18 protein-coding genes are annotated in these 25962 nt (G+C 70.2%); all 18 read left to right on the top strand.

The features are described 5' to 3' along the window. The first annotated feature begins 38 nt into the window (after positions 1 to 38). Positions 39 to 749 carry a Hachiman antiphage defense system protein HamA gene (locus tag IE95_RS0111090; RefSeq protein WP_051703005.1) on the top strand — a complete coding sequence of 237 codons (711 nt, stop codon included), beginning with the start codon at positions 39 to 41 and terminating at the stop codon, positions 747 to 749. Beyond that, positions 746 to 2629 carry a KAP family P-loop NTPase fold protein gene (locus IE95_RS0111095; RefSeq protein WP_030151696.1) on the top strand — a complete coding sequence of 628 codons (1884 nt, stop codon included), beginning with the start codon at positions 746 to 748 and terminating at the stop codon, positions 2627 to 2629. The genes IE95_RS0111090 and IE95_RS0111095 overlap by 4 nt, the downstream gene beginning before the upstream one ends. Positions 2630 to 2831: 202 nt before the next feature. Beyond that, entirely contained in the window at positions 2832 to 3464 is a 633-nt protein-coding gene (locus IE95_RS0111100) for a hypothetical protein (RefSeq protein ID WP_206053259.1), read from the top strand. Then, positions 3461 to 4759 (top strand): adenine nucleotide alpha hydrolase family protein, encoded by a 1299-nt coding sequence (locus IE95_RS0111105; protein WP_030151698.1) that lies wholly within the window; start codon positions 3461 to 3463, stop codon positions 4757 to 4759. Before IE95_RS0111100 ends, IE95_RS0111105 begins: the two co-directional genes overlap by 4 nt. Before the next feature lie 86 nt (positions 4760 to 4845). After that, a complete protein-coding gene (locus tag IE95_RS19625; RefSeq protein WP_206053258.1) occupies positions 4846 to 5547 on the top strand; it encodes a TatD family hydrolase in 702 nt (233 codons plus the stop codon). Then, positions 5544 to 6728, top strand: a complete 1185-nt coding sequence (locus tag IE95_RS0111115) for an ApeA N-terminal domain 1-containing protein (protein WP_030151700.1) — start codon at positions 5544 to 5546, stop codon at positions 6726 to 6728. The genes IE95_RS19625 and IE95_RS0111115 overlap by 4 nt, the downstream gene beginning before the upstream one ends. Positions 6729 to 8026: 1298 nt before the next feature. Then, entirely contained in the window at positions 8027 to 8575 is a 549-nt protein-coding gene (locus IE95_RS0111120) for a putative immunity protein (RefSeq protein ID WP_030151701.1), read from the top strand. Between the two features lie 248 nt (positions 8576 to 8823). After that, entirely contained in the window at positions 8824 to 12621 is a 3798-nt protein-coding gene (locus IE95_RS0111130) for a DUF4132 domain-containing protein (RefSeq protein WP_030151702.1), read from the top strand. Beyond that, positions 12615 to 13772 (top strand): AAA family ATPase, encoded by a 1158-nt coding sequence (locus tag IE95_RS0111135; protein WP_084690133.1) that lies wholly within the window; start codon positions 12615 to 12617, stop codon positions 13770 to 13772. Before IE95_RS0111130 ends, IE95_RS0111135 begins: the two co-directional genes overlap by 7 nt. A gap of 53 nt (positions 13773 to 13825) precedes the next feature. Next, positions 13826 to 16444 carry a DUF5682 family protein gene (locus IE95_RS21075; protein ID WP_051703006.1) on the top strand — a complete coding sequence of 873 codons (2619 nt, stop codon included), beginning with the start codon at positions 13826 to 13828 and terminating at the stop codon, positions 16442 to 16444. Then, entirely contained in the window at positions 16441 to 17625 is a 1185-nt protein-coding gene (locus tag IE95_RS21080) for a VWA domain-containing protein (protein WP_030151704.1), read from the top strand. The genes IE95_RS21075 and IE95_RS21080 overlap by 4 nt, the downstream gene beginning before the upstream one ends. After that, entirely contained in the window at positions 17622 to 19730 is a 2109-nt protein-coding gene (locus IE95_RS0111150) for an SWIM zinc finger family protein (RefSeq protein ID WP_030151705.1), read from the top strand. Before IE95_RS21080 ends, IE95_RS0111150 begins: the two co-directional genes overlap by 4 nt. A gap of 287 nt (positions 19731 to 20017) precedes the next feature. Continuing rightward, positions 20018 to 20872: a carbonic anhydrase gene (locus IE95_RS0111155; protein WP_030151706.1), complete on the top strand. Its 855-nt coding sequence runs from the start codon at positions 20018 to 20020 to the stop codon at positions 20870 to 20872. Between the two features lie 236 nt (positions 20873 to 21108). Then, positions 21109 to 22881 carry a bifunctional 3'-5' exonuclease/DNA polymerase gene (locus IE95_RS0111160; protein WP_051703007.1) on the top strand — a complete coding sequence of 591 codons (1773 nt, stop codon included), beginning with the start codon at positions 21109 to 21111 and terminating at the stop codon, positions 22879 to 22881. 34 nt (positions 22882 to 22915) lie between these two features. Then, positions 22916 to 23812: a Nif3-like dinuclear metal center hexameric protein gene (locus tag IE95_RS0111165; protein ID WP_030151708.1), complete on the top strand. Its 897-nt coding sequence runs from the start codon at positions 22916 to 22918 to the stop codon at positions 23810 to 23812. A gap of 38 nt (positions 23813 to 23850) precedes the next feature. Beyond that, the gene (locus IE95_RS0111170; protein WP_030151709.1) at positions 23851 to 24585 is read left to right on the top strand and encodes a zinc ribbon domain-containing protein; all 735 of its coding nucleotides are present in this window, start codon (positions 23851 to 23853) and stop codon (positions 24583 to 24585) included. A 507-nt stretch (positions 24586 to 25092) separates the two neighbouring features. Then, positions 25093 to 25662, top strand: a complete 570-nt coding sequence (locus tag IE95_RS0111175) for a DUF6318 family protein (protein ID WP_129429465.1) — start codon at positions 25093 to 25095, stop codon at positions 25660 to 25662. After that, the coding region (locus IE95_RS20875; protein WP_211249071.1) for a hypothetical protein at positions 25659 to 25962 on the top strand (304 nt) is incomplete at its 3' end. The genes IE95_RS0111175 and IE95_RS20875, both read left to right, overlap by 4 nt.

Genomic DNA, 25962 nt, shown 5'->3' on the forward strand with positions numbered 1-25962 from the left:
GATCACACCGGACACGAGGCACAGGCAGATGGAGGGCCATGGACGCGCTCGGCCTTGACTTCGACGAACTGACGGCACTCCTGGTGGAGACGGACAAGGATAAGCACTTCCTCGTAGAGGTCTCACCGGAGAGCGTTGAAGCGTGGGCGGCCCTACTGGGGGTGCCGGTGCGACGGCGCTACGTCGCCGACGAGCACCTTGAGGCGCGTGCGGCCCAGGGCATAGAGCCGGGGGCGTTGGCGGGAACCTACGTGCCTGACAACCCCTCGGTGATGTCCGGAGACTTCGGCGAGATGATCGCGGCCTTCTACCTAGCGTCGAAGCAGGACGGGGCCATCGATCCACTAAAGTGGCGGTTCAAGAACGACCGGAACAAGTCGGCCCCGACGTCGGACGTCGTGCGCTTCTTCCTGCCAGCATGGCCGGAGGCCTCGGAAGAGGACCACGCCGAGTGCGCCGAGGTGAAGTCGAAGCCCAGCAGCGGCAACTCCAAGCCAATCGTCTCTACTCTCAAAGGTTCCGAGACTGACCGCAGTGGACGACTCGACAAGACGCTCAACTGGCTAAAGGAACTCGCCATCCAAGGGACGCTTGCTGATCCCGACTGGGACGAGGCAATGCGCATTCGTTTCGCCGAGCATCACTTCGATGCGGCACTAATCGGGCCGGTTGACTACAACTACACGACCGACAAAGCCGGGCTGCTGATCGGCGGAGTCGACAGCAACGCCGATGGAGGTGTGTCGTGACGTCGTCCTACCCGCTATGGTCAGATGAACCGGCAACCCAAGACCTGCTGGCCTTTCGTGCAGTTGCAGAGACGGCTGCAGATGCGATCTTCGATGACGGACTCGATCCCGTGGCAATCGGCCTTTCCGGTACTTGGGGTAGCGGTAAGACGAGCGTCCTCGAACTGATCAAGTCCGAGATCAAAGAGCGTTCTTCGGTTAGTGAGCGTGAGGTGCTGGTCATCCCGACGCAGCCCTGGCTCTACGACCCGGCAGTTGGCCCCAAGGAGAGTCTCATCGCTGAGGTACTGGGCGCGCTCAGCAAGGAGTTCGACGAGACGGATCCGGTTGGTCAGGCCGGTCTCGAAGCCTTCAAGAAGCTCGTCCGCAAGGTGAACTGGTCGAAGGCGGTCAAGATGGCCGCTAAGACCGCTATCACGATGCAGCTGCCGAACATCGATGACGTCTTTGGCCTGGTTAGCGACGAGCCCGACAGCCTCGACAGCGAGAAAGGCATGGCTGCCTTCCGTGAGGAGTTCGAGGCGTTGTTGGCTGATCCTGCACTGGCCCACTTGTCGCGTGTTGTTGTGCTCGTCGATGATCTCGATCGCTGTCTGCCGGACACCGTGGTCGAGACCCTTGAGGCGATCCGGCTGTTTCTTTCGGCCGAGGGCATGTCTTTCGTCATCGCTGCCGATGAGGACCGTGTAGCGGAAGCTATCCAGCAGAAGCTCAAGACAGCGGCTCCGAAGAACGAGGACGAGGATCCCGCCAAGCTCTACTTGCACAAGATCGTCCAGACGACCATCCCGCTCCCTGCGCTGAGCCGGTTCGACACCGAGGCGTACCTTTTCCTATTGCTCTCGAAGGTCGAGCTCGGCGATGACGAGGCGGCATATGCGGCCTTCGTTACCAAGTGCGATGAACTGCGCATTGCTGGCGGCAGCCTGGACGATCTGGAGATCGATGATGGCACCGATCTGGCTGAGCATCTAGTCACAGCCACACGCCTGACACCGATCCTCTACGAGAAGTTCCACGGCAATCCGCGACGGATCAAGCGATTCCTGAACGATCTGAATGTGCGCCAAGCAGTTGCACGACGTCGTGGGTTCGAGCTGGAGGCAGACGAGGTCGCGAAGCTCATGGTGCTGGAGCGTATTCTCACCGATGACTTCGAGACGGTACTTGGCTGGCTTGCATCCAACCAGCTACGCGACAAGCTCGACGCGCTCGATGTTGCCGCTAACGGTCGCGTTGAGGAGATCGAGGAGACGACACCAGAGGCATCCGAGGGTGAGGAGCCAGACGAGGGACGCGCCAAGAAGAAGGCGGTCACTCCGGCGCCGGAACAGGAGCCAGCTCGCGACGACGACTTCAGTGACACGCTCCGGCGCTGGGCGAAGCTCCCGCCTGCACTCGACACCTCTGCTATATCGGGCTACCTCTATCTGGCAGCCTCATTCGCCAAGATCGAGGTCATCGACACTGGGCTACCTGAGCGTCTTCGCGACCTGGCAGTCGCGCTGACGTCGAGCCTGAAGCTCGACCGAGCGGGTGTCACCGATGAGACGCTGAGGCTACTGCCCGAGGGCGACGCCCAGGTTATGGTCGGCCATCTTGGACGCCGTTCTCGCGACCAGCCCACTCTGCAGAAGTTTACGGTAGAGAGCCTGCTCCGCCTCGCGGCTCAGCAGCCAACTACCCAGCCGAACGTCGTGGTGGCGCTCCGGGGGCTTCCTGCGGCGAGCGTTGAACCAGCCACGATCATCAAACTTCGACCGCTGGATCAGACGATCTATCGGCCGGTGCTTGAGGCATGGAGGACAGGATCCGACGACCAGCAACTCCAGCAAGCCGTGAGCATCGTCGAGAAAGCGTGGAGCGGCAATGGGAACTAGCGGCTCTTTCGGCGGCAGCGGCGGTAGAGACGCCGGGGATCTCCGCGACAACATCACGGCATGGCTCGACGCGACCGGAGACACCGGTGGCGCCGATGGGACTGACGCAGGCAGTGCCGACGGCTCTGACCGGCCCTCCGAACCGACACGTCCGGGCACTCCCGGTCAACCTCCGAAGGTTGACCTCGGGCCGGCGCTCCGCGTGCTGCTCAACTCGCGCGGACGCGGCGGCGGTAGTGATGGCCCTGGCGGTGGCGGAGGTGGTGGTTCCCGAGGTGGAAGCGGTGGTCGCTCATCAGGCGGTGCGACCCGATCCGTCGGACGGGTATCGAGGGCAGCCGGACGGGCCGGGCGACTGGCGCTTGCCTATTCGTCCGGTAACCGCGAGGCACTGAGCGAGGCCGGGCTCAATTACGACGAGTTGCAGGCGCTCGGCGATCCCGTTGCCATCGGGCTCAAGATCATCGAGACCGCCTTCGAAGCCCAGGCCGACAGCACACTGGCAGATGCTGAGGAACGCGACATCGTTGCAACCGTCGTCGAATGGATCCTGGAGCAGCCAACGGATCAGCCGCCGACGCCGGAAGACGTCGTCAGGAAGTCGATCGAGACGACGATCGCAGAGACCGCGCTGACCGAGGTATCCGCGACGGTCTACGCGAAGGAGGCCAGCTTCGAGAAGCGCCGCAGCCTGGAGCGTCAGATTCGTGACGTCGCGGCGGAGTACGCGGCCCAGGCGACCCTGAACCCAGGCGGAGCTACCGAGCAGCAGATGGCGCAGGCTATCGAGAACGGTATCCGGGACATCGGGCAGATCTTCGGAGTTACGTCATGAGTCGGCTACTACTCACGCTTTCCGAGGCCACCGCTGATGCTGCCCTGCTGGGCGGCACCTTCGACGAGGTGTTCCTCTGGACGCGCAACGGCCGGACGACCTTCACTGGCGGCGTCGATCCGCACCTGACCGACTTCGGCGTGGTGAATCCGCGCAACGTCGACCTTGTCCGAATCGCCCTGGGAGTACTTGCCGCCGATCGCTCCGTACTTCGAAAGAGCGGTGGCTCGAGCTGGAACGCGAGGGAGTTCGAGCTCACTGTGGAGGTAGGTGATCCCAGTGTCTGGGCGTCGCACGGCGAGCAGCTGGCCAGCACGGTCGGCTTCCTGTCGGGCGACCACTGGACGTTCCGTTTTACACAGGCGCCTGAAGCCGAGGAGACCGGGCTGCCGATCGAGGAACAGCACCACGACCGGACGGTACTCCTGAGCGGCGGTGCCGACTCTGCCGCTGGTGCGCTTGTGTCAGCGGTTGAACTGGGCAAGGGTCGCTCACAATCACTGGTGTCGCAGTACAGCTCAACCGCGATCTCCCCGGTGCAGCAGGGTGTCGTCGCCGCGATCTTTGAACTGGTACCTGGCATCTGGCAGGTGCATCACCAGTTCCATCTTCATCGCGGATCGAAGCGTTTGGACGGCCCTTCGTTCCGCAGCGAGACATCGACTCGTTCCCGCTCGCTGCTCTTCCTGGCTCTGGGGCTCGCCCTCGCTGAGCGTGCTGGCTCGACTCTCTGGATTGCCGAGAATGGCTTCGCCTCGCTCAACCCGCCGCTCGGTCCCGATCGTCGCGGCAGCCTGTCAACGCACACAACCCATCCGCGCTTCCTGCGCGAACTATCCACCCTGATGCAGAGCGTCGGCGGACATGGCCTTATTGAGAACCCGTTCGAGAACCTCACGAAGGGAGAGATGTTCTGCCGCGTGGCGGACGCAGTTGGCGTCGAAGCCGCCTCGACCTACCTCAGCAACACCAACTCCTGCTCGCACACGGATGCGCGCTACAGCGGCGCTCCCGTGGGGTCGTCCTGTGGCGTGTGCTTCGGGTGCCTAGTCCGCCGTGCAGCTTTCATTGCTTCTGGTGTCCCCGATACAACCATCTACCTCGTGAACGATCAGGGTGGTCGTTACAACACGTTCGTCCGGCAGAAGTCGATCGTTGAGCCTCTCCGGGACTTCGTCGACCGGGGTATTCGTGCACGCGACGTGATGGCCATGTCACTACCCGAGGGCTACGCGGCACAGGATGCCCTTGCTCTGTCGCAGCGGGGAGTCGAGGAACTGCGGGGTCTCTTCTGATGGCACCCCAGCTTCCGCCTCTCGATCTGCACGCACACATTAGCGCGAAGACCGGAGCAGCCGACCTCGAACGGCTTGGAGCGGTCGTGTTCGCAGCCACCAGGTCCCTGGATGAGTACGAGTCCGTCAGGGGCCGTCGTGACCAGGTCACGATCTGGGGCGTGGGCTGTCATCCGGGCGTGGTGCAGGCGCAGCAGGGCTTCGACATCGGGAGGTTCGCGTCACTGCTTGCCTCAACGGCCTTTGTGAGCGAGATTGGGGTGGATAGGCGCTCCAAAGTGCCGCTTGAGGAGCAGGAGCGGGTGTTCGCTTCAATCCTCAGCACACTGCAGGGCACACCCCGCATCGCATCCATTCACAGTTCCGGTGCCCCAGGACGCGTACTAGACGCGCTCGAGCGGACGCCAATCAGGGGTGCGGTCCTCCACTGGTGGCGCGGCGACGAGGCGCAGACGCGCCGAGCAGTCGAGCTTGGCTGCTGGTTCTCAATCAACGCGGCAGGTGTGAAATATCCGGCGGACGTCGCCCTGATCCAACTCGAGCGGATCATTACCGAGACTGACCATCCCTCTGGCGACCGAACGTCGGCTGCGCCGCGACAGCCTGGGGCTGTCGATGATGTTGAGAAGGCTCTCGCGGAGGTCTACAAGATCGATGCGCGAGCCGTTCGCGGAAAGGTCTGGACGAACCTGGTTGGCCTTGTGGACGAGACAGATGTTGTCGGGCTTCTTCCGGCTGCTGTGCAACGGATGATCGCGTTTGCGCGGACGAATGGGGTGATGCGATGAAACCCCCCAAGGAGACCTCAGCGGTCAAGCTCCCATTCGAGGCCGGCGAGTACCTCATCACATGGCAGGTGCCGGATCGCAAAGGTGGCCGCATCGGGATCCCGGGTCTTCTCACTGTTGATCAGGGAAAATACCCGACTGGCGTCCTCTATGGCGACCTGCCAATCGAATGGGTGTCTGAGGGAATGACCGGCGTCGCATCCTTCCCGCAGCGCCATCGTTTCGACATCCTCACCGGTCGGCTGTCCAGTGGCGCCTACGTGGCGCTGATGAATGGAGAACTCAGCTACAGCTTCGCCGGAAACGGTCTGGCGATCGGTGCATTCGCTGTCCTGTCCCTCGATAGTTTCGACTCCTTGGCGCATCGGAAGTATGTCTCAATCGAACTTCAGATTGAGGGGTTGGAGTCGGTTGCAGGAGTAGCCCCCATCTCGCACGTGAAGATGCCGATGACGGCCGGCGATGAGCCAGTCTGGACAGCCACTGTAAACAAGGAGGCGAAGTTCGCCTGGAGGGCGGGCAGACAGTCGATGACCTTCGGGTTTGACTACACCGTTCGCGCGGTCGACGGCTACGAATTTCGGATGGCCTTCGGTCCTGTCCTGCGTCTGACTTCGGAGGAACCTATGACGGTTGTCGATTGGTGGCTCGAGTGGGTTCGACCACTCCGACAACTCATCTCGCTCCTGACCGCCGCGCCGCGCGAGGTTCGATACCTTCTCTCAGTCGCTACTGAGGCAGCACCCCGCTCTCACCGCGACCAGGTGTTCGGTTGGGATATCACCCACGTACCCGTGAACTCGACGCGGGCGGCAGTTGAGGAGATCCGCTCGGCAGTAAGTCTCGCGGGCGACGGCGTGAGCTTGCTCGACCTGTTGCATGCCTGGCAGCGCCAGGTCGCCGCCAGGCACCCACTCTTTGAGACCTACGGCGCAATGGCGACGGCCAGCGACCAACATCCCCGCTCGCGGTTCCTGCTCCTACTGCAGGCGCTCGAGGGATCGTATGGATTTGAGAATCGAGCCAAGCACGAGGCGGATAAGGAGAAGTTCGGGGCGAAACGAGAGGGTGTGATCGCGCGAGCTCAGGAACTGCTGGAGAAGACAGATTTTCCTTCATCAACAAGCACCTCCGCAAGGAAACGCACCAGGGTCTCGATTCAGCGCTTGCTGATCTGTTGAAACGGTTGCCGGATGAGGCCTCCGATGCACTCGCGAAGAGCGAACTGGTCAGGGCCGTCCGCGCGCAGCACAACGGCAAGGACACACTGCCACTTCAACCGCGCTCACGAGAGCAAGGAACACGCTGTCTCACGGCTCAGGATCGTTCGATCCCGAGCACCTGGCAGTCGTGGCTGACATCCTCGAGCGGGCGGTGCGTTCTGAAGCTATCCGGTTGCTTGGCGCTCCGCTCAGCGTGCAGAAGCGTGCGGCCAAGAAGGGGGAGCGCTGAGGGGATGGAGACGGCTTCATGCCGCAGGATTCAGCCGACCGATCGGTTGGTGTCTGCTGTCAGAGATGGACAGGTAGCGCGTGCGCGGGCAACGATGCCCGTCAGCTCCGAGAAGGGTTGGGAGACGAGATGAACGATAAGACTGGCCCCGTGGCACGATAGGTGCGGGCCGCACTCCAGGTGAACCCCTACGAGTACCAAGGGAAGAACGTGCCGTCGGCTACGTACAGTACGGTGGCTGACTACAATAAGGCGCTACTCGACGAGTGCGAGGCGCAGGACATCGAGCTGTTCGCTGTCACGGATCACTGGAAGGTTGACTCCGCATGCCGAGTTGATCGTGGCTCTCGAAGCAGATGGCCAGAACGGCCGGGCTGCAGCGGACGGGATCGGCTCCCTGGATGATGTGGCCATACGTTCCCACGTCGAGAATGTCCTTGAGGGTGGGCCAGCAGCCTTCAATGCCCGATAGCATCTTTACGGGTTCTAGCGTGAGTTTCGGTCAGTACCGTCCATGTGAGTCACGCATCGTTATGCCGCTTCGTAGAAGCATCGTGCGAATCGTTGTGGCATCGAACTTGAGCTGCGCGCCGATACTCGCAAGCGAGAGGCCAGACTATAGAGACGTGCGGCCATGTCGACTTGGCTCGGACTCATGTCTTTCGGCCGCTTCGCCGTGCCCGTCCTATCGAGTACCTCGTTGACCGTGGCGCGATGAATGCCGTTCTTCGTTGCGATCGCTTTCATCGTCTGCCCTGCCTGGTACTCGGCCACGATGGTCCGCTCCGTCTCAGTAGGCAACTGGTTCCCTTTGCGCGCCGATCGCGGAAGCCGCGGCATGCGTCGCGGCGCTGCACCTCTGATCTGACCTCGGGCTTCTGCCTCCGGCCCATCGAGTTGACGGACTGTCTCGTTTTGATTGCAGTAAGTCCGTAGGAGCCCCACCATCTCAGACGTCGGCAGTGCTCCTGGTACCGGGACCACGTCCCGCCGACGCGGCGCGTCGTGCCTGTGTCAGAGTGGGCACATGGCATCTCGGCAGACCCTCGACGAGGCCGACCGCCGCCTGGTCGCCCTGTGGGCGGCCGACTGCGCGGAGCGGGTCCTTCCCCTGTTCGAGGCCGAGGCCTCGGGAGACGACCGTGCGCGGGACGGGGTCGAGCGTGCCCGGGCGTTCGGACGCGGTGACCTCGGGACTGCCGACGAGATTCGCCGCCGGTTCGTCGCTGGGCGGGCGGCTCACTCGGTGAAGGCTCCGGCCGCCGTCGCGGCCGCGCGGGCGGCCGGCCAGGCCTCGGGGGTCGCGCACATGGGCGCACATGCTCTCGGAGCGGCCGCCTATGCGGCGAAGGCCGCTGCCCTCGCCGCGCCCGACCAGGAAGCCGGCCGCCGTGACGAGGTCCGCTGGCAGCTGGCTCACCTGCCCACGGACGTCCGCGCCGCCCTGGCGAGCCTGCCCGCGCTCGGGGAGGACGCGTCCGGACCGCTGGGTTCCGGGTTGCTGGCGTCAGGAGTGCTCGCCACGACCATCCGCGAGATCCAGGCCGATCTGTCGCGGCCCCCTTCCTCGGCCTGACGCGCCCTCCCGCGCTGTGCGCCCTCGACCCGCAGTGCCGCGGGAGCTCCCGCGGTCGAGCGGCGAGCGTGCCACCGACGGGTACCGCCGGTCCCGGGACACCGGCGAGGCGGCTGCCGCGACGGTCCTCCACTGACAGCAACGGTGCGTGTCGGTGGCTTCTCCTACTGTGACCGACGACGCCGCGCCGACGGAGCGCGGCGGCCTCCGGACGCGGTCCGGCGGCCCGGAGGAGACGGTGGGCACGCGTGTTCGACAAGATCAAGGGTTGGCTCCAGGGAGACCACGACGGTGCGGTCGAGGGCGGCGGCACGGCGCCCGGTGCCCGCGCAGAGGGTCGGCGGCGCGCCGAGCCCTCGGGCCGGCTGGTCGACGGGCTGAAGATCCTGGACGCGGCCACCGAAGGTCTCGCGGCCCGTGCCATCGCCTACGTCCACACGGGCGACGGGCCGGAGCTCGTGACCGAGCTGTCGCAGCGCGGCGACGACGCGCCGGACCGGCTGCTCAACCGGCCCGCGACGCTCGGCGCCTGGACGTACACGACCCAGGCCGAGGACAAGGCCATCAAGGAGCGCGTGCCCGGCTGGAACGTCGACAAGGGTGCCACCGCCCGCAGCAACCTCTACACGCTGACCGAGCCCGTAGGCATCGACGTGCTCGTGCGCCTGGGCCGCCTGCTCGCGGCCGTCTCGCCCGACGTCTCACGCGCCTCCGACCGGCTCCCGGCCTGGTTCGCGGCCCTCCTGACCGACGTCGCCAAGACGTGCGGCGACCGCCGCACCACCGGTAAGAACGGCAAGCCGGGCGTGCGCAGCCAGTGGACCCCCGAGCTCCTGACCGCGATCCTGCGCGACGGCGGCGTCGCGCAGGAGAGCATCCCGACCGCCGTCGTGGCCGGGATCTTCGACCGCCCCGTCACCGCGGACTACTACGGCGACCCGCTAGCAGTGTTCGCGGCGCAGCCCGGCGTCGAGGAGTACCTGGTCGCGCACGTCCAGGAGACCAGCGACGTGGCCGTGGCGCTGCGCGCGACCGGCAAGGTCGAGCTCCTGCAGTTCCTGCGGACCCGGCCCGCTGCGCTCGACGCGTTCGTCGGGCTCGTCGCCCAGCTCGCGACCGACAGCGCGAAGTCCGTGCGCGAGCAGGCCGCCGGGAACCTCGCCGCCCTGCCCGCCGAGCGCCAGGTCGAGCTCCTCGAACCCCTGCTCACCACGATGCCCGCGAGCCGGCTCGGGGGACTCGTGACCCACCTCGTCGGGGTCGAGGGCGGCGTCGACGCCCTGCGGCGCGCGCACGCCGCCGACGACCGTGGCGCTCGCGGCACGCTGCTGTCGAACGCGATCGAGCGGGCCACGGCCCTCGACGTCGCGACGGTCGTCGGCGACGAGCCCCTCGACGTCCCGCCGTTCACGCCCCTGCCCGAGGTCGCCCTCGGAGAGCCGTTCGTACGCTCGGCCCGCGACGCCGTCGACCGTAAGCTCGCCGCGTCCCGCGACGAGCTCGCCGCGCTCGAGGCGCTCCCGAAGGCCGAGGCCCAGAGCTGGCGCCTGTCGCACGCCCGGGGAACCGTCAAGGACCTCGCGGCCATCACCGACGACCACCTCACGCAGGTCGCGCAGTACCTCTCGGGCGCCCTGACCAAGGTGCCGCCACGCACCGTTCTCGTCGAGCTCCAGGCACCCGCGATCCGGAGCCGGCTCGACGGCCTGACAATGCTGCACGACATCCGCTTCGCGCGCTCGCACGGCGGCGGCCGGCAGCGTTACCCCTGGTACCAGCTCAACGCGACGACCGACATGGCCGTCGACCTCCGGGTCCTCGCCGACGGGGTCGAGCGGTCCGGCGTCCAGGACTCCGAGGCGGCCGTCGCCGAGCTCGTGTTTGACTCCTGGTTCGCCCGCGGGACGTTCGCCCCCGAGCACCTGTGGCCTTACTACGCCGAGCACCCGGCCGCGCTGGAGACGCACCTCGGCCTGCGCCCCCCGACGAAGGTCGACAGCTACAGCCGCTCGGAGCGGCTCGAGGTCGCCCTCGCGATCCTCGGCGCCTTCCCGACGATCCCGACCCGCTACCTGCCTCGGCTGGCCGAGCTCGCGCTGGGCGAGGGCAAGACGCACCGCGTCGCGGCGCAGAAGGTGCTCGAGTCGCACGCCGGGGCCCGCGAGCTGGCCGAGCAGGGCCTGCGCGACGGGAAGGCCGAGATCCGCGTCACGGCCGCTGTCTGGCTCCAGCGCCTCGGCGACCCGGCCGCGATCCCGGCGTTGCGGGCCGCGCTCGCCACAGAACGTCGAGAGGTGGCCCGCGCCGCGCTCCTCGGGGCCCTCGAGTCGCTCGGCGACGACATCTCCGCCGACCTCGCACCCGCGACGCTGCTCGCCGAGGCGACCAAGGGCCTCAAGGCCAAGGCACCTGCGAGCATGGCCTGGTTCCCGCTCGACGGTCTGCCCGCGCTCCGCTGGGCCGCCGACGGCGCACCCGTGCCGGTCGACGTCGTGCGGTGGTGGGTCGTGCTCGCGGTCAAGCTCAAGGACCCCAGCGGGCTGGGCCTGATCGCGCGCTACGAGTCCCTGCTCGACGACGAGAGCCGCGCGGCGCTCGGCCGGTACGTGCTCGACGCGTGGATCGGCAAGGACACCCAGGGCCCCACGGCCGCGGAGAGCCGGGCCTACGCGGACGGCGAGGCCCAGCAGCGGTACGACCGCTACCAGCACTGGTACAAGCAGCACCCCCAGTACTACGAGGCCGAGGCCTCGCGGACCGTCGACCAGCACCACCAGGACGCGTTCCGCGAGCACCAGGCGAACTACCTCGGCTCGGCCATCGCCGACAAGGGGCTGCTCGCGCTGACCGTCGGCATGCCGGGCGCCGAGCTGACGCGCGCCGTGCAGCAGTACCTCAAGGCGCACATCACGCGCCGCGCCCAGATCGAGGCCCTCGTCCGGGCGCTCGCGGCGAACGGCGACCCCGCGTCGATCCAGCTCCTGCTGTCCGTGGCGCGGCGTCACCGCCAGGCCACGGTGCAGGCCGTCGCGCAGCAGCTCGCCGAGGACCTGGCCGAGCGACGGGGCTGGTCCGCCGAGGAGCTCGCCGACCGCACGGTGCAGACGGCGGGCTTCGAGGACGACGGGATCCTGCACCTCGACCTCGGGTCGCGCGAGTACACGGGGCGCATCACGCCCACGTTCACGCTCGAGCTCACCAACGAGGCGGGCAAGGTCGTCAAGGCGCTGCCCGCGCCCCGCGCGGACGACGACCCCGACCAGGTCAAGGCCGCCAAGTCGCGGCTCTCGACGAGCCGCAAGGTGCTCAAGGCCGTCGTCGCGCTCCAGACCCAGCGCCTCTACGAGGCCATGTGCACGGGGCGCGAGTGGCCCGTCGCCGACTGGCTCGAGTTCGTGGCCGGGCACCCCGTCATGTCCCGCCTCGCGGCCGGGCTCGTGTGGCTCGAGAACCCCGGACCGGACCAGCGGGCGTTCCGCCCGGGGGACGCCGGAGCGCTCATCGACGTCGACGACGAGGACGTGACCCTCGCGCAGGGAGCGACGATCTCGGTCGCGCACGGCGTGCTGCTCGGCGCGGACCAGGCCGGCCGCTGGCGCGAGCACCTCGCCGACTACGAGATCCGGCCGCTGTTCGACCAGCTCCAGGTGACGATGCCCGTGACAGACCGGACCGCGACCGCGATCAGCGACCGCAAGGGCTGGCTCACGGACAGCTTCACGGTCCGCGGGCGGGCGACCAAGCTCGGCTACGCGCGCAGCCAGGCCGAGGACGGCGGCTGGTTCTCGGGCTACGAGAAGGCGTACCCGAGCGTCGGGATCACCGCGGTCATCGAGTTCACGGGCGCGTTCCTGCCCGAGGAGAACATCCCCGCGGCGATCACCGACCTCGTGTTCCGCCGCTCGACCCGGGCCTACGGGCAGAGCGCCGAGGCGCGCCTCGCGGACCTGCCGTCCGTGCTCGTCGCGGAGTCCTACCGCGACTACCTGACCGTCGCTGCCGGTGGCAGCTTCGACGCCGCCTGGGAGAAGAAGAGCGCATGGTGACCACACCGACCACCTCAGTGAGCACCCACGAAGAGGCAGCAGTCCTCGACCGCGGACCCGCTCGGGAGATCCGCCCGCCCGCCGAGGTGCGCTTCGCGGACGAGCTCGCGGTCCTCGAAGCAGCCGACCGGGCGAAGGGCTCCGACCTTCCCCCCGGCTGGCGGCTCAGCCCGCGGGCCGTGCGTGCCTTCGTCGTGGGCGACGCGGAGCTCGGGGTGCGCCGGAAGTTCTACGGCGACGACCCCCTCGTGGACCGCGCCGTCGTGTCCCTGCTGGGACGTCAGGGACTCATGCTCGTGGGGGAGCCCGGCACCGCGAAGTCGATGCTGTCCGAGCTGCTCGCGGCCGCGGTGAGCGGGACGTCGAACCTCACCGTCCAGGGCACCGCGGGCACGACCGAGGACCACGTCCGCTACTCGTGGAACTACGCGCTGCTCATCGCCGAGGGGCCCAGCGAACGCTCGCTCGTCCCGTCGGCCGTCCAGCAGGCGATGAGCGCGGGCAAGGTCGTCCGGTTCGAGGAGATCACGCGCTGCGCGCCCGAGATCCAGGACACCCTCGTCTCGATCCTCTCCGAGAAGCAGCTCATGATCCCCGAGCTCGGCAGCGAGGCGCGGGTCTCGGCCCGCCCCGGGTTCAACGTGCTCGCGACCGCGAACCTCAAGGACCGGGGAGTCCACGAGATGTCGGCGGCGCTCAAGCGACGGTTCAACTTCGAGACCATCAGGCCCCTCACGGACCGCCAGTTCGAGATCGACCTCATCGAGGCCCAGCTCACGGCCGAGCTCGGCCCGGCGAGCGAGCGCCCGCCGCTCGCGCGAGACGTCCTGGACGTCCTCGTCACGGCGTTCCAGGACCTGCGGACCGGGGCCACGAGCAACGGCGCGCCCGTCAAGCGCCCCGAGACCGTCATGTCGACGGCCGAGGCCGTGAACGTCGCGTTCGCCGCGTCGCTCGAGGCCCGCTACCTGGGCGACGGCACCGTGACCCCGGCCGAGGTCGCGCGCCAGCTCGCGGGCGTGGCCTCCAAGGGCGACGAGGAGGACGCCCGGCGGCTGCGGCACTACGTCGACAACGTGGTGCGCGAACGGGCGCGACGCGACCCCCGCTGGAAGTCCTTCCTCTCGGCGGCAGAGTCCCTGTGGCGGTAGCGCGGGCCTCGGCACCGGTGGCACGAGCGGCGTGGGGACGGGCGCCCGCGCGCATGCAGCGTGCCGCCGCTTCGGTCGAGCGTCTGCGGGCCGACGGGGTCTATCTCGCGCCTGTCAGGCACCACAGCCCGGCGTGCGCGCTCGCGGTCGGGGCGCTCATCGAGGAGGTGCGGCCCGCCGTCGTGCTCGTCGAGGGGCCCGAGGAGTACGGGCGACTGCTGCCCGCGCTGCTCGACCCCCGCACGCGCCCGCCCGTCGCGGTCCTGAGCCTGGGGACCGAGGGCGGCGGCGCGGGCTTCTACCCGCTCGCCGAGTTCTCGCCCGAGTGGGTCGCGCTGCGCACCGGGGCCCGGCTGGGCGCGGAGGTCGCGTTCGTCGACCGGTCGTGGCTCGCGCGTGCGGCGGGCGAGCGGTCCGGCGACGCGGCCGGACGAGGTGCGCCCGACGACGGCACGAACGTCGAGGACGCGCCCAGCGGCGCCGGTGACGGCCCGGAGGGAGCGGTCGACGACGCGTTCGCCCGCACGCTCCAGTCCGAGCGCAACCTCGCGCACTCCCGGACGATCGCAGCGGTCGCCGAGCGGCTGGGGTGCCGCGACCACGACGAGGTGTGGGACCACCTCTTCGAGGCGCGTACGAGCGAGCGGCTCGCGGACTGGCGCGAGCTCTTCGACGACGTGTTCGCATGGGCGGGGCTCGCGCGCCTCGACTACGAGGAGGAGGTGCTCGACGCCGACGGGTCGCTCGCGCGCGAGGCCCTCATGTCGGCCCGGGTCGCCGAGCACCGGGCCAGGGTCGAGGGGCCCGTGGTCGTGGTGACCGGTGCGTTCCACACGCTCGCGCTCGTCGAGGCGCTCACGGGCACGCCCGAGGGCGAGGCCGTCGTGAGCCGCCGTCCTGCCGGGGGCTACGGCCCGCCGGCGTCGGCCGACGCCTGGCTCATCCGCTACGACCACGAGCGGCTCGACGGGCTGCGGGGCTACGGCGCGGGTATTCCGTCGCCCGGCTTCTACGAGCGCCTCTGGGCCGCGCACCGGGAGCCGGGTGGGCCGGGCGCGCTGGGCACGTCGCTGCTGGTCGACGTCGCCGCGGCCGCGACCGCGCGCGGGGCGCAGGTGAGCCTGGCCGAGATCGCGTCGGCGGCCGAGCAGGCGGCCCGGCTCGCGGACCTGCGCGAGCGCCCCTGGCCGGGACGCACGGACCTCCTCGACGCGCTCACGTCGTGCTTCGTCAAGGACGACGGCGGGCTCGACGTGGGTATCGGACGCCCGCTCGGGCAGGCGGTCGCCGAGGTGTTCGGCGGGCGCGCGCTCGGGGAGGTGCCGCCCGGCACCGCGACGCCGCCGCTCGTGCAGCGCGCGAGGGAACGGGCCGAGGAGCTGCGCCTCGTGGTGACGGACTCGACGCCGCGTCGCACGCGTCTCGACGCCCGCCGCACGCCACGCCACCGGGAGCGCCGGGCGTTCCTGGCGCTCATGGACTTCGTCGGCAGCGGGTTCGCGCACCAGGTCTCGGGACCCGACCACGTCGCGGGGCGCGGCCTGGGCCTCCTGATCGAGGAGTGGGAGTACGCCTGGACGCCGCTCGTCGAGGCTTCCCTGGTCGAGCTGTCGCACCAGGGGGCGACTCTCCAGGCCGTCGCGGTGTACCGCCTCCACCGCCTCGAGCACGAGCTCGCCACGACGGGACGCTCGGCGCTCGGCGTGGCGCGCCTCGTGGCCCAGGCCGTCGTCGCGGGACTGTCGGAGCACCTCGACCGCCTGGTCGCGCTCCTGCGCTCGACGCTCGACGTCGACCCGTCGCTCGAGTCCGTCGTGGGCGGGCTGCACCGCCTCGTGGACCTGTGGGACGCGCGCGTCGAGCTGGGCCTGGAGGACCACGCGGACGACCTGCTGGACCTGCTCGACCACGGCCTCGCAACGGTCGCCTACCTCGTCCCGGGCATCGGTGCGGTCGACGCGGACGCGGAACCCGCCGCCGTCGGGACGCTCGTCGCCTTGCGCGACCTCCTGCGGGAGGCGAGCCGCGCCACGCTCCCAGCAGTGCCCGACGGCGGCGCACACCCCCGCGAGGACGCGCCCCCGCCCGGCGGCGCCCCCACGCGCACGACGGGTCGGACGGAACCCGTGCTCCGCGAGCTCGCCCGGCTCCGCGAGGACCGTGGCGCTGCCCCCGGCGTCCGGGGTGCGCTCGTGGCTCTCGCCGCGACCGAGGACGCTCTCGACGACGACGTCCTGGTCGCCGAGGTGCGTGCCCAGCTCAGCCCGGGCGCCGACCCGGTCGCCGCCGTCCGCTTCCTGGGCGGGCTGCTGCGCGTCGCCCCCGACCTCCTGCTGCACACCCCCGAGCTCTTCGACGCCGTCCACGCAGGTCTGCGGGACCTCGACGGGGACGCGTTCCTGGCCGTCCTGCCGGACCTGCGCCGCGCGTTCACGTGGCTCAAGCCCGCCGAGACGCACCGGCTCGCGCAGCAGGTCGCGACACGCACGGGCTCCCGGGCCGAACGGATCGACGTGCACCTGGCCGCGACCGAGCAGGACCTCCACGCGGGGCTCGCGCTCGAACGCGAGCTCACCGCGATGCTCGCGCGCGACGGGCTCGGAGCGTGGGCCTTCGGCGCGTCGCAGCGGACCCCTACCACCCCTCTGCCCGACCAGGAGAACCTGCCGTGACCGTCCCGACCGCCCGCCCAGGGGCGAGCGCCGCCCCGGCGGCGACCGCCGAAGAGCTCGAGGCCGCGCGCCGCTGGCGGCTCGTCCTGGGCCGCTACGCCGCCCAGGAGCTCCCGCAGGACCCGTCCGACGCCGGTGTCGAGCGCGCGCTGCAGTACCTCTACGACCGCGAGTACGTCGAGCGCGGGCACCGCCTGGGCAAGGGGCCGGGCGGGCGCGGCGGCGGCGGGAGTCTCGACCCGTCGGCGCTCAAGGCGCTCGACTGGCTCGGCCAGGCGCGCACGCTGTTCCCGCGCGAGACGTTCGAGCGCATGCAGGTCGACGCCGTCAGCCGGTACCGGCTCACGGACCTGCTCGCCGACCCGGAAGCGGCCGAGGCCCTCGAGCCCAGCCGGGAGCTCGCGACCGCGCTCCTGCAGGTGCGCGGACGCCTCGACGAGCGTGCCGCCGCCGGGCTCCGCACGGTCATCGCGCGCGTCGTGGAAGACATCGTGCGACGGCTGCGCCCGCAGTTCGCGACCGCGCTCACCGGCCGCAAGGACAGGTCGCGACGCTCGATGCACAAGGTCAGCCAGAACTTCGACGGCAAACGCACCCTCCAGGCCAACCTCTCGCGCTACGACCCGGAGTCCGGGCGGCTGATCGTGCAGGACGTGCGGTTCGTGTCCAGGGCGCGGCGCACGCTCACCTGGGAGGTCGTGCTGCTCGTCGACCAGTCGGGCTCCATGGCGGCCTCGTTGCTCTACAGCGCGGTGTGCGCGGGGATCATGTCGGCGCTGCCGGGGATCACGGTCAGGCTCGCGGTCTTCGACACGAACGTGGTCGACCTCTCGCACCTCGCGCACGACCCGGTCGCGGTCCTGCTGACCGCACAGCTGGGTGGTGGTACCGACATCGCCAAGGCGGTGCGCTACGCCGAGCAGCAGGTCACGAACCCGAGCCGCACGGTCGTGGTGCTCGTGAGCGACTTCGAGGAGGGCGGCTCGGTCACCCAGCTCCTCGCGGGCGTGCGGCGCCTCGCGGAGTCCGGGGTCAGGATGGTGGGGTTGGCGGCCCTCGACGAGGCTGCCGAGCCCGTCTACGACCACGGGACGGCCCGCCGCCTCGCCGAGTGCGGCATGCACGTCGCCGCCCTCACGCCGGACCGGTTCGCCGAGTGGCTCGGGGAGGTGCTCGTATGACGCCGGACTGGCTCGCGGTCTTCGCGGGGTACGACGACGCCGCGCTCGTCGCGCTCGCCAACGCCGGACTGCTGCGTCGCGCCCGCAAGGACCTCGCGGCGGGCGACGTGTCGCTCGCGTCGGAGTCCGCGGCCGAGGTCGTGGTCGCGTGCGGGAGCGCGGTGGTGCGGCTCGGGCCCAAGGGTCCGGTGGCGGCGTCGTGCTCGTGCCCGACGGCGGGCGTGTGCCAGCACGTGGTCGCGGCGTGCCTGTGGGCCCGGGAACGGATGACCGGTGGGACGCCGGGGGAGCCGAAGCCGACCGATGCGGTCGTCGACGGGGCGTCCACCACGGGCCGGGCCCCCGCCACCGACCGTGCGACCGCCCCGGACGCCCTGGCCGACCTCCTCGCGCTCGAACCCGGCGTTGTGTGCCGGGCCGCGGGCAGGCCCGCGCTGCGCCGGGTCGTCGAACGGCTCCCGGCGGCGCTGCTCGCCGGGCTCGCGCAGGAAGGCCCGGGGGAGCCGACCGCGTGCGAGGTCGCGGCCGACGGTGCGCGGCTCACGATCACGTGGACGGACGGCACCGGCGCCCTGACCCAGGTCGTCTTCGTGGCCCCCGCGGGGTTCGCGGGCATGGTCGTCGCCGGTGCGCGCTCGGCCGGCGACCAGGCCGCAGCACGCCTCGAGGCCGTCGTCCGGGTCTTCGCCCGCGAGGGCCGGTCGTGGCCGTGGCCCCGCGAGATCGAGGCCGAACGATCGGGCGAGCTGACCACGGCCCAGCGTGCCGGGATCGAGGAGGCGAGCGCCGTCGTCGGGCACGTGGTCGACGCCGGGCTGTCCCACCTCGGTGCCGACGCCGCCGACACGCTGCGCGGAGCTGCTGCTCGCGCACGGCTCGTCGGCCTGCTGCTGCTCCACCGGCTGCTGCTCGTCGCGGCAGGCCTCGTCGACGGCCTCGCGTCGCGTGACGACGACGTGAACGAGGCCGACGCGCTCGGCGCACTCGCCGAGGCGTGGGCGCTCGCGGCGGCGCTGCGGGACGCCCCCGGCGGGGCGCTCCCCGACCTCCTGGGGGCGCCGGTGCGGCGCGCCACCGACGTGGAACCCGGCGACGACCTCCCCGGCCGCCTCGTCCCGCTCGGCGTGCGGTGGTGGCAGGCGCCCAGCGGGGCGCGCGGCCTGACGCTCACGGCCTGGGACACGCGTCACCGGACTCTGCGGACCGCGACGGTCGCGCGGCCCTCGGGCGCGGACCCGAGCTTCCGCCGTGACGTCGACCTGCCGCTGCTCTGGAAGGCGTCGGTCGCCGCGGTGTGCGCAGGTCCGTTCGAGCTCGCCGAGGCAGAGTTGCGGCCGGACGGGTCGCTCAGCACGACCTCACGCACGAGCCTCGTGCCCGGCGGGGGCTTCGACGTCCGTGACCTGCAGGAGATCGCGCAGCACCTGGACGGCGTGACGACGGGGACGGTCGGTTTCGGCCGGGCTCGGCGCCGCGTCCGGCTCGTGATGGTGCGCGAGACCGGGGCCGTCGGGGTCGACGAGGTCCGCCGTGACGTCACCTGGCCGGTCACGTCCGCCGACGGCGTCACGCACGTCCTGCGCGTGGGCGTCGAGCACGAGCGCAGCGTCGAGGCGCTGCTGTCGGTCGTGGCGTCGCGCAAGCAGGTGGTCGCGGTGCTCGTCGAGCGCGACGCCTCGTCGGGGGCGGACGAGCCCGTCGGGGTGTTCCTGCGGACGGGCCAGGGGAGCGTCGAGCTCTTCTCACCGTCGATGTCCCCGGTGTTCCGTGCGGTGAGCTGGACGGCGCTGCGTCGACTGAGGGCACGGATCGCGGCGCTGCACCGGGGCTCGACCGTCCACGTGGCCGAACCGGTCGCCCGTGGCCCGGTGGCCCGCGTGGGCGAACCCGCGCTCGAGGTCGTGGACTCGCTCGGCGCGACCGGACGCCGCCGGCTCACCGCGCACCAGCAGGGCGTGCTCAGCGACCGTGCGCGCCTCGCTCACGACCTCGGCATGGTGACCGTGGGCCGCACGATCGAGTCGCTGGCCGCCGACGTGACGACCTCGACGCTCCTGCGAGCGCGGTTCGTGCTCGGACGAGCGGCGGCGCTCGCGGACACCTAGCGCAGGGCGGTCACAGCCAGGTTCGAGGGTGGTGAATCCGCACCTCGCAGAGTTCTGGTCATTTTCGTCACGGTGTCGTCGGTGTTGTGAAGCGCATTCTTTGTTGCCCGAGGCGATGTGAAGATGGCGTGGTGGACCTGTCGATGTTCTGTTTGCGCCTCAATGGTCGACGAATTGTGCGCATAGTGTCCTGCGGGCCGGACGGGGGAAGACGTATCCGGCCGGAAGGATTCGGCACCACCGATTCTTCTGCCATGTGTGACCGATACCTGTGATCGGAGTTCCGTATGACGAAGTACGCAACTTTCTACGTTCCGCTGACCGCCGCGGCGCTCGCCCTGACAGGCGGCGTCTCCGCGTGGGCGGCGCCTGCGAGCGCGCCCACGAGCACGGTCGCCCCGGCGGGCATCTCGACGGGCGCTCTCGAGCTCGCCACGCCGGGCGGAGGGTGGTCCTACGAAGGGGCGACCGGCCCCGAGCACTGGGGCGAGATCGCCTCGACCTGCGCATCGACGCCGACGAGCAAGCAGTCGCCCGTCGACATCCCGCTGCGCTCCCTCACGGAGAGCCGCAAGGTCAATGCGCCCGTGCTCGACTACGAGCGCGCCGCGTTCACGGTCCGCGACACCGGGGAGACCATCCAGGCCGACCTGACCGCGGTCGGGACCAACGCCATCACGCTCGACGGGACCCGCTACGAGCTCCGGCAGTTCCACCTGCACACCCCGAGCGAGCACACGATCGACGGCGAGCCGGCTGCGATGGAGCTCCATCTGGTGCACCAGAGCGCCGAGGGCAAGCTTGCGGTGATCGGGGTGCTGCTCGACCTCGGCCGGGAGAACACGGCTCTCGCCGGCTTCTTCGACGCGATCCCGGCGGCTGCCGCCGCGACGTCGTCGGTCGCGCCCCAGCCGGTCCGGATCAACCCGGCCAACCTGGTGCCCGCGTGGTCGGACCTGATCCGCTACGACGGGTCGCTGACGACGCCGCCGTGCAGCGAGGGCGTGCACTGGAGCGTCTACGAGCGTCCCCGGATGATCTCGAAGGCCCAGCTCGGCGCCTTCACCGCGGTGCACCCGGAGAACAGCCGTCCGGTGCAGCCGCTCAACGGCAGGAGCCTGTTCGAGGTCGACGTGGACTGACGCCTCGCCCGGCCGAAAAGGCGTCCGGTCGCCGACTTCTGGTCGGCGGCCGGACGTCCTTCTTTTGCCGGATCCGGAGGTGAGAATGAGAACTCTCTCACAAGGGGCCGGATTTCTGGTTCCATCGTTCAGGAATTGCCGACAATATCCGTGACGATGACGGCGCGCGTCGGCGGTCACGCCAGACGGCACGTGGGAAGCCCCCGATGTCAGACCCTCACGGCAGACTCCGAGGCGTGTACTCGGTCCCGCTCCGCACGTCGTCCGCCGACCCGGGCGTCGTCGACGTCGAGGACCTCGACCCCCAGGGCGGTCGGCTGCACCCCGCCCCGCGCCGCACAACCTGGCCGGGAGCCGTCCGCGAGCAGACCGTCCCCCCGACCCCGAGCCCTGCGGTGGCCGCGACCACCACCGGTGCGCCCCAGGCCGAGACACCCACGACCCGCTGGGTCTGGGACGACACCAACCTCTGGTACCCGGCCGCCCTCGCAGCGGGCCTGCGCGTCGAGCGTGCGCACGACCTGCGCCTGACCCGGGCCATCCTGCGACGATCGGTCCTCACGACGGGCACGCCCCTGACGCAGGGGCCGCGCGACGCCTGGGACGACATGCACCCGGTCCCCACGGCCCCCGTCCCAGGTGTCGAACGCCCGGACGCGCTCTTCGACCTCGGCGACCGGCGGGCAGTCACCCCACCCGACCCCGTGGGGGAGCTGCGCCGACAGCTCGAGGCGGTCGCGACGTCGTCGGGCCCGGGGCGGCTGCGGCTGCTGATCGCCGCCGAGTCCGCGGGTGCGCTCGTGGCCGCCGAGATGAGCCACGCCGGACTGCCGTGGCGCGAGGACCTGCACGACGCGATGCTCACCGGCATCCTGGGGGCACGGCCGCCGCTCGGGCTGCGGCCCGCGCGGCTCGAGGCCCTGGCCGAGCGCGTGCGTGCGGCGCTCGACGCGCCTGCGCTCAACCCCGACTCGGCGCCCGAGCTCCTCAAAGCCCTCGAGTACGCGGGCGTCGGTGTGAAGTCGACCCGCAAGTGGGACCTCGAACGCGTCGACCACCCCGTCGTCGCGCCGCTCCTCGAGTACAAGAAGCTCAGCCGACTCCTGACCGCCAACGGCTGGAACTGGCTCGACACCTGGGTGCGGGACGGCCGCTTCCGGCCCGAGTACGTCGTCGGGGGAGTCGTGACCGGGCGCTGGGCCGCGAACGGCGGGGGAGCCCTCCAGCTCCCGCACCAGGTCCGCTCGGCCGTCGTCGCGGACCCCGGGTGGAAGCTTGTCGTCGCCGACGCCGCACAGCTCGAACCCCGGGTGCTCGCGGGCCTCGCGGGCGACCTCGTCATGGCCGAGGCGGGCCGCGGCGGTGACATGTACCAGGGCATCGTCGACACGGGTGCGGTCGAGACCCGCGCCCAGGCCAAGATCGGCATGCTCGGCGCCATGTACGGCGGGACGACGGGCGAGAGCGGGCGCATGCTCCCACGGCTTGCGAAGGCGTTCCCGCGCGCGCTCGACCTCGTCGAGCAGGCCGCGCGGGCGGGCGAGCGCGGCGAGATCGTCACCACGCGCCTCGGCCGGAGCTCGCCCCCGCCCGGGTCTGGCTGGGACGAGACGCAGGGCAGCGCGTACGACGAGTCCGCGTCGAGCGACGCCCAGTCCCGCGCCCGCAGCCAGACCCGCGCCTGGGGCCGGTTCACCCGGAACTTCGTGGTGCAGGGGACGGCCGCCGAGTGGGCGCTGTGCTGGATGGCGTCGCTGCGCGGGCGCCTCGCCGCGATGCCCCGGGCGGCGACACCCGGGCTGGCCCCCGCCCCTTTCACCGAGCAGCCGCACATGGTCTTCTTCCTGCACGACGAGATCATCGTGCACACCCCCGCGGAGCTCGCCGAGCAGGTCGCGGACGAGATCCGGGCCGCGGGCGCAGAGGCCGGGAAGCTGCTCTTCGGCGACTTCCCGGTCGACTTCCCGCTCACGGTCGCGATCGTCGACGACTACTCGCAGGCGAAGTAGGCGCCCGTCACCGCGCGGCGGATAGCCTGGTCCCGTGACCGCACCCCCCACGCTAGCCGACGTCGTCCGGACCCTCGAAGCCCTCTACCCGCCGTCGACCGCGGAGGGGTGGGACGCCGTCGGGCTCGTCGCCGGGGACCCGGCCCAGCCCGTGCGCAAGATCCTCTTCGCGGTCGACCCCGTCGCGACCGTCGCCGACGAGGCGATCGAGTGGGGCGCCGACCTGATCGTGACCCACCACCCGCTCTTCCTGCGGCCCGTGCACTCGATCGCCGCGACGACGTTCAAGGGGTCGCTCGTGCACCGCCTCGTGCGGGCCGGGATCGGGCTGTACGTCGCGCACACCAACGCCGACGCCGCGCCGCGCGGGGTCGCCGACGCGCTCGCGGACGCGATCGGCCTCGTGGACCGGACGCCCCTCGTCCCCGCTGCCGGCCCCTCCGGCGCTGCCCGGCCCGACGGCGCCGCGCACCTCGCGCAGACCGGCATCGGCCGCGTGGGACGCCTCGAGGAGCCGACGACGTTGCGCGCCTTCGCCGAGCGTGTCGCCGCCGCGCTGCCCGCGACCGAGCAGGGAGTACGTGTCGCAGGCGACCTGGACGCGACGGTGAGCACCGTAGCCGTCGTGGGCGGCTCGGGCGACTCGCTGTTCGACGCCGTCCGCAGCGCGGGCGCCGACGTCTACGTCACCGCGGACCTGCGCCACCACCCCGCCTCCGAGCTGCGCGAGCGCGCCGAGTTCGAGGGCGGCATCGCGGGCGGGCCGTTCCTGGTGGACGTCGCGCACTTCGCGAGCGAGTGGCCCTGGCTGCACTACGCGGCCGCCGACCTGACCGGGCGGCTCGCAGAAACCGGTACGGTGGATACCCGCGTGAGCGTCCGCCGGACCGACCCCTGGACCGCCCGGATCGGCTCCGCGCACCGCGCCTGACACGGCGCCCCACAACTGCATCGAAAGGAACGCACCCTGTGAGCACTGCACCCCCCGAGGACCAGCGACGACTGCTGGAGGTCCAGGCACTCGACACCCGCCTGCAGCAGCTCACGCACAAGCGCGCCTCCCTGCCCTCGATCGCCCGCATCGCCGAGCTCGACGCGCAGATCTCCGACCTCAGCACCTCGCTCGTCGCGTCCCGCACCGCAGTGAGCGACCTCAAGCGAGAGCTCACCAAGGCCGAGGGCGACGTCGAGCAGGTCCGCAACCGCGCGGCGCGCGACCAGACCCGCCTCGACTCCGGCCAGGTCGGGGCCAAGGACGCCCAGGCGCTCGTCGGTGAGCTCGAGTCGCTGTCCCGCCGCCAGGAGGTCCTCGAGGAGATCGAGCTCGGTGTCATGGAGCGCCTCGAAGCCCACGAGGAGGCCCTCGCCAAGCTCGACGCCGCCAACGACGAGCTCGTCGCCGCCAAGCGCGAGGTCGAGGCCGAGCGCGACGCCCAGCTCGCCGAGGTCGACGCCGAGGTCGAGACCGTGACCACCGCACGCGCCCAGGCCGTCGACGGGATCGACGCCGGGCTCGTCACCCTCTACGACCGCCTGCGCAACCAGCTCGGAGGCCTGGGCGCCGCCGTGCTCAACGGCCGACGCTGCGAAGGCTGCCGCCTCGAGCTCAACCCGTCCGACGTCGCCGCGATCAAGGCCAAGGGGCCCGAGCAGGTCGCGCGCTGCGAGGAGTGCTCGCGCATCCTGGTGCGGCTCGACGCCTGACGTCGACCCTCTGTGACCCGAGGCCCTTCCCCCGACCGTCCGGGGGTGGGGCCTCGGTGGCTTTCCGGAGCGGGGCTGGCGCCGAGAACGAGGTGGGGGTCGTTGCGGGGCGGTGTCCGGTCTCGGGTCCGTAGGGTCTCGGTGCCGAGCATGCGGTTGGCGTCGGGTTTCGGGCTGATCGGGACGTCAACCGCATGGTCGGGTGACGGTCACCGCATGTTCGGCTCGTGCTGGGTGCTGGGTGCTGGGTGCTGGGTGCTAGGTCGTGGGAGTGGGCGCCTGGGTGGGGTTGGTGGTTGTCCACAGCCTGGGACGAGGGGTTCCGGTGGGGTGGTTTGACCCGTTAGGTTCCTGGGGTGGTAGGGGGCGGTGTGGCCCTGTGCCGGGTACCTATTTGTCGGGCGCGGCGGGCGGGTTTCCGCAGGGGTCGTGGGGTGGACGGGGCCGGGGAACGGTTCTGCTTCTGCTTCGGGTGTTCGACGACGGCGCAGGGGTGCGTTGGTGCTGATGGCGGGCGTCGTGCTCGTGGGGGTGGTGGCCGGGTGTTCGTCGGCTGGGCCGGTCGTCGAGTCTCCGGTGCCGGTGGTGAGCGAGGAGCCGAGCCCGAGTCCGACGCCGACTCCTACGTCGACGGGCCCGGTCAAGCCCGAGCGGCCGGCTGACATGGATCGAACCGATGAGGTCGGGGCTGCCGCTGCGGCGACGTACTTCTTGGAGCTGTATCCGTACGTCATGGCGACCCAGGACATGGCTGAGTGGAACGCGATTTCGTATGCGGATCTCTGTGAGTTCTGCGTAAAGGTCGCATCCGACGTTGAAGAGTTTCGGTCCACGGGTAGTTCTTACACCGGTGGAGAAGTGTCCGTCGAGGTCACAAAGACCTATCCGATCGATACCCTCCTCGGGGCCTATCCTGTCGATGTCAGACTTGCCCAGGCTGAATCAACAGTCACCGACCCGAGCGGGACAGCGGTCGACAGGACCGAGGCAACTGCAGGGCCACTTCGTGTCGAACTTATCCACAACGGTGCCACGTGGCTCTTGCTCGAAGTCTCGACGAACATGCCGACGTCATGAAGGTATGGCCGTTAGCAGTCGCGTTCGGCATGATCGGGCTACCGTTCGCAGTTCCGAAAGCGAAGGACATCTTTGGCAACGCCGAGGGCAACGGCGTAGACGTCAAGGCGATCGAGGTGTCGGCTGACGGGTCGGTGTATCGGCCGCGGAATGTGGATGGTTCGCCGGCGTCGGTGGAGTTTCGGCGGATGCCTGCGTCGATCTGTTTCACGCAGGACTTTCCTACGTCCTTGGGGCAGGTCGGTGCGTGTGCGGCTGACGATCGCGCCGTCGCCGGTCACGATCCAGCCGCCGGACGGG

It is taken from the genome of Oerskovia turbata, from assembly GCF_000718325.1.
Lineage (GTDB): Bacteria > Actinomycetota > Actinomycetes > Actinomycetales > Cellulomonadaceae > Oerskovia > Oerskovia turbata.

Coding starts and splice junctions, on each gene's coding strand:
- IE95_RS21075 (WP_051703006.1), top strand. CDS start 13,826: ATGCAGCGTGCCGCCGCTTCGGTCGAGCGTCTGCGGGCCGACGGGGTC.
- IE95_RS0111175 (WP_129429465.1), top strand. CDS start 25,093: ATGGCGGGCGTCGTGCTCGTGGGGGTGGTGGCCGGGTGTTCGTCGGCT.
- IE95_RS0111120 (WP_030151701.1), top strand. CDS start 8,027: ATGGCATCTCGGCAGACCCTCGACGAGGCCGACCGCCGCCTGGTCGCC.
- IE95_RS0111135 (WP_084690133.1), top strand. CDS start 12,615: ATGGTGACCACACCGACCACCTCAGTGAGCACCCACGAAGAGGCAGCA.
- IE95_RS0111155 (WP_030151706.1), top strand. CDS start 20,018: ATGACGAAGTACGCAACTTTCTACGTTCCGCTGACCGCCGCGGCGCTC.
- IE95_RS0111090 (WP_051703005.1), top strand. CDS start 39: ATGGACGCGCTCGGCCTTGACTTCGACGAACTGACGGCACTCCTGGTG.
- IE95_RS0111115 (WP_030151700.1), top strand. CDS start 5,544: ATGAAACCCCCCAAGGAGACCTCAGCGGTCAAGCTCCCATTCGAGGCC.
- IE95_RS0111105 (WP_030151698.1), top strand. CDS start 3,461: ATGAGTCGGCTACTACTCACGCTTTCCGAGGCCACCGCTGATGCTGCC.
- IE95_RS0111150 (WP_030151705.1), top strand. CDS start 17,622: ATGACGCCGGACTGGCTCGCGGTCTTCGCGGGGTACGACGACGCCGCG.